At 68.0% G+C, this 12,791-nt stretch carries 14 protein-coding genes; 9 read left to right on the top strand and 5 right to left on the bottom strand.

The features are described 5' to 3' along the window. The first annotated feature begins 111 nt into the window (after positions 1–111). From SVA_RS12765 to SVA_RS12750, 4 genes are all read left to right on the top strand, one after another. Entirely contained in the window at positions 112–480 is a 369-nt protein-coding gene (locus tag SVA_RS12765; protein WP_096461587.1) for a CzcE family metal-binding protein, read from the top strand. Positions 481–692: 212 nt separating this feature from the next. After that, positions 693–1,253 carry a flavin reductase family protein gene (locus tag SVA_RS12760; RefSeq protein ID WP_096461586.1) on the top strand — a complete coding sequence of 187 codons (561 nt, stop codon included), beginning with the start codon at positions 693–695 and terminating at the stop codon, positions 1,251–1,253. 373 nt (positions 1,254–1,626) lie between these two features. Continuing rightward, positions 1,627–1,950 carry an EF-hand domain-containing protein gene (locus tag SVA_RS12755; RefSeq protein WP_148665465.1) on the top strand — a complete coding sequence of 108 codons (324 nt, stop codon included), beginning with the start codon at positions 1,627–1,629 and terminating at the stop codon, positions 1,948–1,950. Positions 1,951–2,165: 215 nt separating this feature from the next. Further along, entirely contained in the window at positions 2,166–2,597 is a 432-nt protein-coding gene (locus SVA_RS12750) for a nuclear transport factor 2 family protein (RefSeq protein WP_096461584.1), read from the top strand. An 84-nt stretch (positions 2,598–2,681) separates the two neighbouring features. Here SVA_RS12750 and SVA_RS12745 read toward each other — a convergent pair whose 3' ends face one another. Next, positions 2,682–4,109, bottom strand: coding sequence for a DUF4139 domain-containing protein (locus SVA_RS12745; RefSeq protein ID WP_096461583.1), 1,428 nt, complete (start codon positions 4,107–4,109; stop codon positions 2,682–2,684). A 290-nt stretch (positions 4,110–4,399) separates the two neighbouring features. Here SVA_RS12745 and SVA_RS12740 point away from each other — a divergent pair, with 290 nt between their 5' ends. Continuing rightward, on the top strand, positions 4,400–5,011 hold the full coding sequence (locus SVA_RS12740) for an RNA polymerase sigma factor (protein WP_096461582.1): 612 nt from the start codon (positions 4,400–4,402) through the stop codon (positions 5,009–5,011). Then, on the top strand, positions 5,004–5,900 hold the full coding sequence (locus SVA_RS19935; protein ID WP_179948792.1) for a hypothetical protein: 897 nt from the start codon (positions 5,004–5,006) through the stop codon (positions 5,898–5,900). The genes SVA_RS12740 and SVA_RS19935 overlap by 8 nt, the downstream gene beginning before the upstream one ends. A gap of 39 nt (positions 5,901–5,939) precedes the next feature. Here the strand turns inward: SVA_RS19935 and SVA_RS12725 are convergent, their stop codons facing one another. Then, on the bottom strand, positions 5,940–6,518 hold the full coding sequence (locus tag SVA_RS12725) for a GDYXXLXY domain-containing protein (protein WP_096461581.1): 579 nt from the start codon (positions 6,516–6,518) through the stop codon (positions 5,940–5,942). Continuing rightward, complete coding sequence (locus SVA_RS12720) at positions 6,515–7,882, bottom strand: DUF2157 domain-containing protein (protein WP_169924084.1); 1,368 nt, start codon at positions 7,880–7,882, stop codon at positions 6,515–6,517. Before SVA_RS12720 ends, SVA_RS12725 begins: the two co-directional genes overlap by 4 nt. 269 nt (positions 7,883–8,151) lie before the next feature. Here SVA_RS12720 and SVA_RS12715 point away from each other — a divergent pair, with 269 nt between their 5' ends. From SVA_RS12715 to SVA_RS12705, 3 genes are all read left to right on the top strand, one after another. Further along, positions 8,152–8,907 (top strand): hypothetical protein, encoded by a 756-nt coding sequence (locus SVA_RS12715; protein WP_096461579.1) that lies wholly within the window; start codon positions 8,152–8,154, stop codon positions 8,905–8,907. 79 nt (positions 8,908–8,986) lie between these two features. Continuing rightward, positions 8,987–10,099: a M48 family metallopeptidase gene (locus SVA_RS12710; protein WP_169924083.1), complete on the top strand. Its 1,113-nt coding sequence runs from the start codon at positions 8,987–8,989 to the stop codon at positions 10,097–10,099. Between the two features lie 20 nt (positions 10,100–10,119). Further along, positions 10,120–10,782, top strand: a complete 663-nt coding sequence (locus SVA_RS12705; RefSeq protein WP_096461577.1) for a hypothetical protein — start codon at positions 10,120–10,122, stop codon at positions 10,780–10,782. Positions 10,783–10,845: 63 nt separating this feature from the next. Here the strand turns inward: SVA_RS12705 and SVA_RS12700 are convergent, their stop codons facing one another. Together SVA_RS12700 and SVA_RS12695 are read right to left on the bottom strand one after the other, a co-directional pair. Beyond that, entirely contained in the window at positions 10,846–11,598 is a 753-nt protein-coding gene (locus SVA_RS12700; protein WP_096461576.1) for a hypothetical protein, read from the bottom strand. A 75-nt stretch (positions 11,599–11,673) separates the two neighbouring features. Further along, on the bottom strand, positions 11,674–12,762 hold the full coding sequence (locus SVA_RS12695; RefSeq protein WP_169924082.1) for an AAA family ATPase: 1,089 nt from the start codon (positions 12,760–12,762) through the stop codon (positions 11,674–11,676). Between the last annotated feature and the right edge of the window lie 29 nt (positions 12,763–12,791).

The raw sequence follows: 12,791 nt of genomic DNA, 5'->3' as shown, positions 1-12,791 counted from the left end.
TCGCGGCGAGTGCGACCGCGCCCGGACGGATCGGATCGTGCGGGACGGCGCCGGGCCGATGCCATCGGAGAGACCCGACGGGTCAGACTTTCATTCACTCAGGAGATAGTCATGAGCAGGCTGCGTTTCCCCATCGTTTCCCTTCTCGTCGCCGGTGTTGTCTCGGCGCCCTCGTTCGCCATGCCGTCCCGGGCGATATCGGACCTCGGCACGCCGGTGCACGACGGTATACCGGACGCCCGTCCGCAGGCGCGCGGCGCCGATCGCACCATTGCGATCGGCGCCGACACGAAGCACGTCAACGTGGAGGGCGGCGAGATCGTCCGGTTCACCGTCGGCGGCAACGCCTTCGAGTGGCTCTTCGACACCTACGGCACCGGCCGCGTGTTCGACCTCAAGGAGATCGCGCCGGCCGGCACCCTCGATGGCCGGGATATCAAGGTCTACGTCTCGCCGGATCCGCTGTACTCGAGCGGCTGATCGTTTCCGCTTGGAAAGACCCCCGGCGGCCGCAGCGTGGTCCCGGGGGTCGCATTCCACGGCGAGCGCCGAGGATGAAATGCGGCGCTGAACACGCCTGGAGCCCGAAAAGCACTCGGCTCGGGGGCTTGGCCCGTCCGGACTCCGATGGAGTTACCTGCGCTCTCCGCGATACGATCGTCACGGTCGCCGGATCGGCAAGGGTCAAACGGATGAAAAGACATTTCCAGAAGAAGAGCCTCCCGCTCGACAAGGTGCGCCGCTACCTCGAACCGGGGCCCATTGTCCTCGTCTCGTCGGCCCTGAACGGCCGCCACAATATCATGACCATGGGCTGGCACACGGTGATGGAGTTCTCGCCCTCCCTGATCGGCTGCGTGATCGCGGGCAGCAATCACAGCTTCGACATGGTCCGCCGCAGCGGCGAATGCGTCATCAATGTGCCCACGACGGCGCTCACCGACGAGGTGGTCGGCATCGGCAACACGAGCGGCGCCGAGATCGACAAGTTCGACCGTTTCGGACTGACGGCCGAGAAGGCGAGAGAGGTGGGGGCGCCGCTGATCCGCGAGTGCTACGCGCACTTCGAATGCCAGCTCGTCGACGACAGCCTGGTCCGCAAGTACAACTTCTTCATCTGGGAAGTGGTGCAGGCGCAGGCCGCGGTATCGCCGAAGTATCCGCAGACCCTGCACTACACGGGCGACGGGGTGTTCATGGTGTCCGGCAAGATTATCAGCCGGCGCAAGCAGTTCCTCCCGGACATGCTGTGAGCCGCCGGGCGGCGCATCCCGCCGGATGCGGACGCCCGCGACGTTATTCGCGCCCGAGAACTTGGCGCGAGGAAACGCGAGCGAGCGAGCCTATGCCGCGCCTCGCGCGAACACAAGCAGCAGCGTATTGGCGATTACCCGAATCCATCGGGAGCCGCCGGGTTCGACGCGGAACGCACGCGGGCATGCGGCCTGTAGCCGCCGCAAGTGGCGAACGTCGCCGAACCTCGATGAAGCGCATCAGTCACTAGCAGGAACGCCTCTGTCTCCGGATCCCATTGCCTGCGTCGACGTCGAGGCCGTGCACTCGACGAAGACGACGGCGCCAGGGGACGCGGCGTCCTTCGATCATGTGCTCATCAAGGAGGTGTCCATGAACGCGACGCGAAAGGTTTTTCTCACCCTCGCTTTCTGTGCCGTGCCGATGGCCGCGTTCGCGGCCGATGTGGGGAGTGGGGCCCGGGACATCCCGGGCGGCTCGAGCGACTGGCCGTCCTTCAGCGAAATCGATACCAACAACAGCGGTCTGATCGAGCAGGGCGAGGCCGAGTCGGTTCGCGGCCTGGGTTTCGTCAGCTCCGACACCAATGGCGACGCCCTGCTGGACCGGCAGGAGTACGAGGCCGCACGCCGCGGCACGCCGGTCACGGGCGGCGACGGCGGCGGCGCGCCCACGGTGAGCGGGGGAGGGCGCTGAGCGGCCGGAGCAGGTAAAAAAATGACGCACGACCCGGTCGGCGGCGCGGAAAAACGAATCTGCGCCCTCGACCGACTCATTTTCTGCAACCGGTGCGCCCGCGGATGCCGCGGGCAGTCGCTCGCCGGGAATAAAGTCCGCTCCCGACTGTTAGCGATGCGAGAGGCGCGCATCCGCGCGCCAACCGACATCAACCACCGTTGAGGAGCTCATCCATGCGTACTCTTTCGCTCGCCGCCGGCGCCGTCGTGATGGCGCTTTCCGTCACCCATGCCCTCGCCGGGGCTTCGGACGACGCACGACGGCACTTCGACGCGATCGCCGCCGGCCAGGTCGACGACATCATGGCCGCCTACGGCGACAAGGCCCGCTTCGAATGGATCGGCGGTCCGCTCAACGGGACGTACGCCGGGACGGACGAGATACGCGGCGTCTGGAGCAAGTTCGCGAAGGCCAATGCGCCGCTCAAGGTCAGCGTGGCGAAGCTCGAGGAGAGCGCGAACCCGCAGGGCAGCACCGTGACGGCGAACGTCGAGTTCAGCGGCAAGAACACCATCAAGGTCCGCTACGCCCTGACCTACCGCGACGGCCGGCTCGTCAACGAGATCTGGCAGATCGACCCGAAGCTGTCCAGCGCGGCGTACTAGTCGGGCCGTCCCTGCGGGCGGCGGCCGTGGCCGCCGCCCGGTGGGTGGGTGTGTCGGTCCGGCCGCTCCGCAAACGGCTGCTCCTCAGTACCGCACGCGGGCGCGATAGGTGAGCGTCGTTTCGCCGAGCGGCGGAACGGCGAGGGACCACACGGCGGTGTTCGCCGCCTTCTTGGCGTGCGGGTGGGACTCGTTCAGGATCTTCCAGTCGGCCGGAATCGGCTCCTGCACCAGCACGGTGACCGGCTCCTTCTTCGCGTTCTTGATCGTCACGCGGTACGCGCTCTCGAACACGCGCTTCGACACCACCTCGAAGTCCGTCTGCACCTTGTGGCCCGTCACGTCGAAGGCGTCGCCGAGGCGCAGGCGCGCCTTTTCGTTCTCGGGCGTGTGATCGATGCGGTCCTCGCCGACGAAGGTCGCCCGTCCGCTGCCGTCCGCCTTGTAGACCCGGACGACACCGGCCGGCAGCGGCATGCCCAAACCGTCCGCCTTGCGGTTCGCGAGCTCGAGGAAGATCCCGACCTTCATCTTCTGGCCGAGCTCGCCGATGTGCGAGCTGTAATAGTAGTCGTTGCCCTGGAGCACGAGCTCCTTCCTGACGGCCACGGAAGGCGCCGACAGCAGCGCGACCTGCTTCGTCTGTTTCTCCGCGATGGTCGTGGTCCGGGGCAGGGTGTACATCCGGTACTCGAAGAGCTCCTGCTGCGCCATGTCGCTCGTCGCCTCGCGCGCGACCGACGCCGCGAGGCGCTGGAACTTCTCCTCCATGCGCACGTCGCGCACGCGGTTCACGTCGCCCGCGACCAGCTGCAGCTTCGCGTCGCGGTAGGTGGCGCCGCTTTCGTTCGTGAGCGTCACCCAGCCGTTGAGCGCGACGGCGTCGTCCGGCCCGTTGAGCGTCGCGACATAGTCGGCCTTCCAGGAGAGGCCGCCGGTCAGGTAGCTCAGCTCGACGTCCTGGGCCTTCGCCCCGCCGTTCCGGAGCTGCACGGAGAGCGTGGGGCGGTCGCGCAGGTTGGCCGGCACGTCGTCGAAGACGAGGCGGCCGGGGACGCCGGTTTCGATGCGATCGCCGATCCGGAGCACCACGCCCTGGCTCGCGGCCAGCACCTCGGCCTCCTGCACGGTCTCCGCGCCCGTGGTCGGATGCGTCTTCACCACCCGGACGGTGCGGCCGACGTATTTCTGCAGGAGCGATTGCGGCGTGAGCAGGTCGAAGTCGAAGTTCTGCTCGAGCGTCTTGAGGCCGGTCGGGCTGCTCAAGCTCCTCAGCAGGGCCGTCTCCGGCCGCATCCGGGCGGAGACGTCGCGCAGGGCGAGGATGGCGTCGCCGTTCGGGAGCGGGACGTGGCGCACGTCGCGCACGAGCGCGAGATCCTGGTTGTAGATCGTGACCGCGACGCTCTTCTGGTCGGCGAGGGTGGAGCGCGTCTCGGCGCCCGAGAGGGCGGCGAGCGGCAGCAGGGCGGCGGCAAGGGCGGCCGGCAGGGCGCGAACGAGTGGCTTCATGGTCGTCTCCTGGTTAGTCGTTGGTGTTGGGAGCGTGGTTGCCGTCCCGTGTCGGTGACTATGAACGCGCCCGCGCGCCGGCCGGGTTAACCAGGGAAACGCGGCTTCGCTGTCATGGCGAGCAAAGCGAAGCCGTCCCCGTTTCGATCCATGAAACGCAGATTGCTTCGTCGCCTTGCGGCTCCTCGCAATGACAGGACACAGGCGGTCGGGCGGGTGCGCCCGGGGGCGGGAACGGTTTAGGATAGGCCGCGCTTAACCCCGTGGGCGGTGTCGCGCGTTAAGAAGACATGGACAACCCGGCTTCCGACGAAGACCTGATGAAACGCTATGCGACGGGCGAGTCGGCCGCCTTTGCCGTGCTGTATGCGCGCCACAAGGGACCGCTTTACCGCTACTTCCTGCGCCAGGTCCGTCCCGCGTCGGTGGCCGAGGATCTCTACCAGGACGTCTGGACGAATGTGATCCGCGCCCGCGAGCGCTACGAGGTCCAGGCGAAGTTCACGACCTGGCTGTACCGCCTGGCGCACAATCGGCTGATCGACCATTACCGGCGGACCGGGACCGGGCGCGCGTTCAACAACGCGGACCCGGACGATCCGCTCCTCGAGGCGTTCCCCGAGGACGCGCTGCAACAGCCGGACAACGAGCTGGAGCGCAAGCGCATGGGCCAGCGGTTCCTCGAGACGCTCGAGCGGCTGCCCGTCGAGCAGCGTGAGGCCTTCCTGCTGCGCGAGGAGGCGGGGTTCTCGCTCGAGGAGATCGCGGACGTGACGGGGGCCGGCGTCGAGGCGGCCAAGAGCCGGTACCGCTACGCGATCGCCAAGCTCCGGCGCGCGCTCGCGCCGGTCCTCGGGCGCGGCCGGGACGGCGGCGTCCGCCGTGGAGGCACCCATGAATAGGAACCCGGAAGACCGGAGCGGCGCGCCAAGCGGCGGCCCGCTCTCGGATCTCTATCGGTCGGCGTCGCGCGAAACGCCGCCATCCGCGCTCGACGCCGAGATCCTCGCGCGCGCCGAGGCGCCGGTGACGAGTCGGCGCCGGGCGAGGCGCTGGGCGGTGCCGCTCTCGCTCGCGGCCACGGTCGTGATCGCCGTCGGCGTCGGTCTACGGATCATGGACGAGCGGGGGAGCGATCCCGCCGAGCTCATGCTGGCGCGCGAGGCCGAGGCGCCGCGCGAGTCGAGCGCGCAGACCGCGCCGAAGGCGGCCGAGGAGCGGGTGGCCGCGCCGGCCGCCGAGCCGCCGGCGGTTGCGGATGCCGCCCGCGCGAGGACCGCGGTCGGGGAAAACGAGACGAAGGTGGCGGCGAAGGAAAGACAGGACCGGTATGCCGCCGCCCGCATGGAGGAGAGCGCGCAAAAGGGCGAGGCCGCGCGCGCGCTCGTCGCCCCGGCGGCGACGCAGGCGGAGGCGCTGCCCGCCGTGCTGGCGGTGCGGGTCACGGGCGGGCCGGGTGCGTATGAATTCCAGGTGACGGTCCGAAGCCCCGACACCGGCTGCGATCGCTATGCGGATTGGTGGGAGGTCGTGAGCGAGGACGGGCGTCTCCTCTACCGGCACGTGCTCGCGCACAGTCACGTCGACGAGCAGCCGTTCACGCGATCCGGGGGACCGGTCCCGATCGGCGCCGACACGGTCGTCTGGGTGCGCGCGCACCTGAACACCGGCGGCTACGGCCGGGCGCTCCGCGGATCGCCCGCTCGGGGCTTCGCCGCGGTCGTTCCGCCCGCCGGCTTTGGCGCCGGCGTCGAAACGGAAGGACCGAAGCCTTCGGGTTGCGACTTCTGAAGGAGATCGGAGCGACAGGATTAGCGATCGCGGCGACCGCTAGAGGACCTTCTCGACGTATCGTTCCTTTCCGTTGACCAGCACCGCCTTGATCCCCGGGTTCCCGTACTTGTCCACGACCACGCGGATGGAAACCGTTTCGCCGGGCTTCGGCCGTTCGAGTGCCCGGCCCTCGCCTTCGGGGACGAAGTAGTTCTCGATGCCGTACTTCACGGCGATCGTCTTTCCGGGAACGGCCGGTCTGCCGGCGCCCTGCCACATGAACCCGTTCACGTATTCCACCCGGCCCTTGATCGCGACCTGGCCGGCGGGGGCATCGGGCATACGGCCGTGCACGGACACCGGCTCCCAGTACTCGTTCCCCTGCCTGACCAGCACGTACGCGGTATCGCCGCGTTCGAAGGCGTCGTCGCCCGCGAGCCGCTCGAGGGCGAGCTGGCTGATCGCGTAGTTCAGGCGCACGTAGTCGCCGCGGAAGAGCGAGCGCGGGTCGATGGGCTCGGTTTTCAGGACGACCGGCACGCCGGTGGAGAGGGTGTACTGCTTCAGGCCGACCATGGCGAGCAGCGCGAGCGTCTGCAGCACGACGACGAGGGCGACGCGGCGTCCGATGCTCACGACACGCCTCCTGCGCGGCGGGACAGGATCTCGCCCGTGATCTGCCGGCGCTTGCGTTCCAGGAAATACCCGCCGGCGATGAGCGCGAGGCCGCCGGCCATGAAGAAGAACGAGCGGTCGAGCAGCGTCCAGAAGGTGTCGAAGTAGCGCGTGATCAGGGCGGCGCCGAAGAACACGAAGGCGAGGTTCACGAGGAAGCGGTCGTCGCCGTGCATGCCGGCGTAGATGAGCCAGACCATGCCGGCGAAGAAGAGCAGGTTGAAGCCGATCGCCACGGTGCCGCCGGTCGCCGGGCGCAGGAAGAGATTCGCGAGCAGCAACAGCACGAGGGCGCCGATCAGCACCTGGCCCCACTCGAGAAACGCCGGGCGCTCGCTGCCGGACGTGCGGGCGCGGTGCCACAGACCGAGCGCGACCACGGCGCCGAGACCGGCGAGGACCAGCGCGATCCAGCGGCCGTCGCCGACGCTGCGCGTCGCGGGCTCGCTCCACTGCGACCAGCGGCCGGTGTGCAGATGCGGCCAGGTGAGCATGTAGGCGCTGACGAGCGCGGCGAAGATGCCGTAGCGCTGGACCGGGCGGGCGAACGCGGCGAGCCGATCGGAGGTGGCGAACACCATGCCGAGCAGGAACAGCGCGAGCCAGGCGAGGAAATAGAACTGCACGAGGTAGAGCCGGCTGCCCGCGTGTAGATCGCCGAAGGCGAAGACGTACACGCTCCAGACGAGCAGGGCGATCAGGGCCACGTGCAGCGCGGCGCGGAACGTGTGCCGGTAGATGAGCGGCAGGAAGGCGGCCCAGAGAAACAGGAACGGCCAGTGCACGTCGCGGCGCGTCCAGAAGTGGTTGTGCTCGAGCGTGGTCCAGAGCCACGCGAGCACGATGGCGGCGACGAGCGCCGGTTGCGAGCGCGCGAGGTACGCGGCGACCAGTGCGCCGACCGACCACATCAGCACCCCGTTCGGGAAGTGCGAATCGATGTGATAGATCTGCGCGATCAGCATGATGTTCGCGCCGTAGAGGAGCACGCCGAGGAGCAGCAGCGCCTGCCCGAGGAGCGGCGCGTGCTCGCTGCGCAGCGCCTGCCAGGCCGCGCCGTAGGCGAGCCACATGGAGCCGAAGAGGACGATCAGCTTGACGAGCTTCGGGATGCCGCCCCAGTTGGCGGCGAAGTACGTGACGATGCCGGAGCCGAGCAGCAGGACCCCGAGGAGCGAGAAGGCGTAGGTGAGGTAGGGCGCTCCGCCGCCCCGCGCGCCGACGTCGTCGAGGATCGCGCGGTCACCGCCGGGCGCGATCCAGCCCTGTTCCACCCAGGCCGGCAGTTCCTTGCGCAGCCGGGCAAGAAACGTTCTGTTGCTCAAAGGACCTCCGTGTATTTCCCGCTCAACGGAGCATAGTTCCCGCGACCCGGGGGAGCAAAACCGCGGTGTGTTGACCGTCGTCAATCGCGCGATCGCGCAGCGCATCGACATCGATCGCGGCATGTCGGGCGCCGATCGCCGCACGCGACGCTTCCCGTCGAATTCTCCGCGCCCAGGCGCGACCGGGGCCGTTCGTCCTTGACCGGGACCCGACGCGTACTATTTTTTAAGGGCTAACCAGAATGCGACCATCAAGGGAGAGACAGGACGTGCTCGCTCGCAAACCGCTGTTTTTGCTCGCCACCATGCTGCTCCTTGCCGTCCCGCCGATCGCGGGGCAGGCGGCCGAGACGCCTCATTGGGTCCACTACAAGTGGCTGTCGGGCAAGCCCGCGCTGCCCCGGAAAGTGGTGGTCCTGCCCGTGGCCGTCGAGGTGGTGGAGGTCAGCGCCGGCGGCGTCGAGGAAGAGGTGCCGGACTGGAGCAAGGAGGCGAGCCAGAGCGTCTTCAGGGCGCTTTCGGCGGCGATACGCAAGCAGCCCGGCCTGACGGAGATCGCGGCGCCGCGGTTCTCGGGCGCCAGCGCCGACAATCTCGACGAGCATATGGCGCTGTACAAACTGGTGGTCAACACCGCATCGAAGATCGGCTGGGAACACAAGATCAGGCGCTTCGACTACGGCATCGGCCCGGGCCTGCGGGCGATCGCCGCCCAGACCGGCGCGGACGCCGCGATCATGGTCTACGGTCGCGATCACACGTCCACGGCCGGGCGCAAGGCGCGGGCCGTCGCCGGCCACATCCCGATCCTCAATATGTTCACCGGCCCGGCGCCGCAGCTGGGCCATTCGTTCATCCATATCGGCATGGTCGACCTCCGGACGGGCGATCTGCTGTGGATGAACAGCGAATACCGCGAGGGCAGCACCAACCTGCGCGACCCGGGCGACGCCGCCAAGATGGTCAATGAAATCTTCGAGTGGTACCCGGGAATCGAGAAGTACCGGGCGGCGTACGTCCGGTAGGGCGGACCGGCTCCCCTTCCGCTCCGGCGAGGGGAGAGAGAAAAAGAACCTCCAAGCGGAATCTGTCGAGGATACGGCGATGAACAGGACCATTGCACTCGTGCTCGTGTCGCTTCTTGCCAGCGGCTGCGCAACGACGGGCGGCGTGACGTCGTTCACCAACGCCGGCGACACGGCCAACCTGCACGAGAAGGAGCGCCGGCTGTGGCACGAGGCGAGCGGAGTCGACTCGACCATCGAGCGCAGCGGCCAGATCTACGAGGACCGGCGCGCGACCGCCTACCTGCAGGGCGTGATGGACCGTCTTTATCCGGAGTTCAAGGGCAAGATCCAGGTCCACCTCTACGACTCCACGCAGCTCAACGCCTTCGCGCTGCCCAACGGCAGCATCTACTTCAACATCGGCCTGCTCGCGCGGATGGAGAACGAGGCGCAGCTGGCGGCCGTGCTGGCTCACGAGGCCGCCCATTTCATCGAGAAGCACAGCTTCCGGCAGCGCGTGTCGGCCAAGAACCTCTCCGCTTTCGCGGTCTCGGGGATTCCCTTCGCGAGCCTCGCGGCCGTGTCGTCCATCAGCGGGTTCTCGCGCGACCTGGAGCGGGAGGCCGACATGAAGGGCTACGAGCGGCTGACCAAGGCCGGCTACGACCCGCACGAAGCGCACAAGGTGTTCGAGCACCTCGCGAGCGAGGTGAAGGCGCTGGGAATCGAGGAGCCGTATTTCTTCTCGTCCCATCCGCAGCTCGTCGAGCGCATCGAGACGTTCAAGGAGCTGTCCGCCCGGCGGAAGAAGGGCGGCCGCGTCGGGGCGGAGGACTACAACCGCGTCATGCAGGCGATCCGTCTCGACGCCCTGCGCAAGGACGTCGGTCAGGACCGCTACAAGAGCGTCATCCTGGTCATGGAAGATCCCGGGCTGCGCCGTTACTACCCGGCCTCCGGCTATTACTATCTCGGCGAGGCCTACAGCCGCCGGGACGAGAAGGGCGACACCGCCCGGGCGCTCCAGGCCTGGCAGAAGGCGGAAAAGCTGTCGCCCCGTTTCGCGCCCACCTACAAGAGCCTGGGCATGCACTACATGAAGACGGGCAACAAGGGCCAGGCCCGGCGCTATTTCGGCAAGTATCTCAGCCTGGCCTCGAAAGACGCGCGTGACCGGGCCTACGTGCAGCAGTACATGAGCTCATTGTGACAACAGGGAGTCGGGGCAAGATGATCAGAAAGCTGTTGCTGCTGTCGGTCGCGGTCGTCGTCCTGGGCGGTTGCGCGCCGACGCCCTACTGGACGCTGACCGACGACCTCAACCGGGTCATGAAGTCGACCAGCTTCGAGATGAACGTGCCGGAGGGCTGGAGCCGCACCACCGCCGCCGACACCTGGGAGCGGGTGACGATCGACGACAAGCCGCAGACCATCCTGCTCGAGGCGGTGACGGCGACGCGGGACGGTCTGGGCATCCATTCCATCACCGTGACGCGGCGCTATCCCGACACCGCGTTCCCGACCATCAAGAAGAAGAGCACCCCCAAGATGCTGCCGCTCGAGGCCGCCGATCTCTATGTCTCGGAGCTGCGCAAGCGCTCGGGGCTCGAGCGCCTCAAGGTGCTGAGCAACAAGCCGGCCCACATCAACGGCAAGCAGGCGTTTCAGCTGGTCATGGAATTCAAGAACGACGACGGCCTCCGGATCCGCATCGTCTCCCACGGCTTCGTCGACAAGACCGGCTTCTACACCATCAACTACCGGGCGCCGGTCCTCTACTACTACGATCGCGACTACGCGGACTACGCCAGGCTCGTGCGGTCGTTCCGTCAGCTGAAGGGGGCCTTCGACCCGCCGCCGCAGATGCCCGCCTGGGCGAAGCTCTTCACCTGAAGAAAAAGGCCGGCTCGAAGCCGGCCTTTTTCGTTCGGGCCCCCGTGCCGTCGTCGATGCCGGTCAATCCCCGTCGCCCAGCCGCTCCCGTTGTTTCCACAGCACGACCGCCGCCCAGCCGAGCGAGACCAGGATCAGCAGGCCCCCGGCGAGGTGGGCGGCGGACCCCCACTGCTGCGCGTTGCGCAAGTCGCCGAAGGCGCCGAGCAGGTAGATCCAGTCGTGCCCGCCGTCCTCGCCGGTCCGGCCGCCGAGCAGGATCATCCGCGGGACCAGTGCGTCGTAGATGTAGGGCGAGAGGTCGAGCAGGCTGGCGCCGGTCCACCATAGGGCGATGGCGGCGCCGACGTTGTCGCGGTTCCGGACGACGAAGGCGACGCCGATACCGAACGGCAACAGCAGCTGAAACAGGCTGCCGCCCAGCACGCTCATGAACTCCCCGAAGACGCGGAAGAAGACGTGGCCGGCCTCGTGGATCGGCAACAGGATGTTGTGCATGAACGAGCCGTTGATCTCGGCGTAGCGGTAGTCGTAACCGTAGAGGCGCCAGCTCCAGACGGCCAGCAGCAGCAACGCGAGACAGCGCCCGTAGAAGTACGCGGGATGCAGGCGATCCAGCGGGTCGAGCAGCGAACGGGCCCAGTCGCGCAGGCGGGGCCCCGATCCGGTGCGCCCGGTCTCGTTCGCCCGCGGGGCCTGCGCGCGTTCCCACTTGAAGAAGTAGATTCCGCACGCCGGGCAGCGGGCGGACGCCGGGAGGGGCTTCGGCGGCGCGTGGCCGCACTTCGGGCACTGCGCGTAGTGATCGGGCGGCATCGGGGCTCGTCGGGCCCGGGTGGTCCGGTCAGCGGGGCCGACGCCGGCGTCCGATCGCCCCGTGATCGCGGAGCGTCATCGGGCCTCGAGCGTCTTGTAGATCTCCGCGAGCGAGTACGTCCTGTCCGCCGAGGCGCGCAACCGGCTCCAGGCCGCGGCCGCGCGGTCGCGGCTTCCGCCGCTCAGGCTTTCCAGGAGGCGCTGCGCCTCTTCCGCCACCAGCCCGCGCGTGTGCACCCGGGCGAAGCAGCGCCCGGGGCGGATCAGGGCGTCGTCCAGGTCGCCGATGTTGGGCAGGTTGGTGGAGAAGATGATCTTGCGGCCCTGCGCCCGGACGACGCCGTCGGCGATCGTCAGGAAGCGGTGCAGGTTCTCGTTGCCCTCGGCGCGCGGCCGCAGGAGGTGGTCGGCGTCCTCGACGACGAACACGTCGTGCCAGCCGGTGATGAACTTCACGAAGATCTCGTCGTTCTCCGTCGTGCGCTTGTCGGCGGTGTAGAGCACGTGCGCGTTGCCCGCCTTGCGGCGCGAGATCTCGGCGAGGATGGCGCGGATCAGGCGGGTTTTCCCGGTGCCGGGCGGACCCTGGAGCACCAGGACCGTCTCCGGAGAAGCGAGGTACCGGTGGATGAAATCCGGGAGGCTGGTTTCGAGCTCCGGGTACGCGGCGTCGTGCAGGACGTCGTCGGCCATCTCCTCGATGTCGGCGTTTTCCAGCTCGTTCTTGGCGGTGAGGAAGTGCCAGTCGATGGAGAACATCGGCTCGGTGATGATCGCGTCGCCGATGCGCGCCAGCAGCGCGTCGCGCGCCCGCGCGGCCGATTCCACGTCCTTCGCCCAGATGGCGAACTGGCACGAGGCGTAGTCGGCCTTGCGGAATCCGCGCGCGGAAACGAAGAGCCCTTCCGCGTCGAGGATGACGTTGCCCGTGTCCAGTCGCGTCGCGCGCCAGCCGAGGTTCACCGCGAGATCGTCGAACAGCGCTTCCAGGTCCCGGCGCGCGGCGATCCGTACCGAGCGGAAGATCGGGTAGCGCGCGACGCCTCTTTCGAGCGCCTGCGCGAAGCGTGTCTTGAGGGTCATGTCGGTGAAGTCCCAGACGTTCTGGACCAGGCCGGACATGAATTCGAATTCGGTCGCGGAATTGCCGGATGGCGTCGTCATGCAGTGGTCACCGGTAGCTGGCTTCTCAC

It is taken from the genome of Sulfurifustis variabilis, assembly GCF_002355415.1.
Classification (GTDB): domain Bacteria; phylum Pseudomonadota; class Gammaproteobacteria; order Acidiferrobacterales; family Sulfurifustaceae; genus Sulfurifustis; species Sulfurifustis variabilis.
Note: the sequence above shows the minus strand (reverse complement) of the source record. Positions and strands in the feature narration are given on the sequence as shown.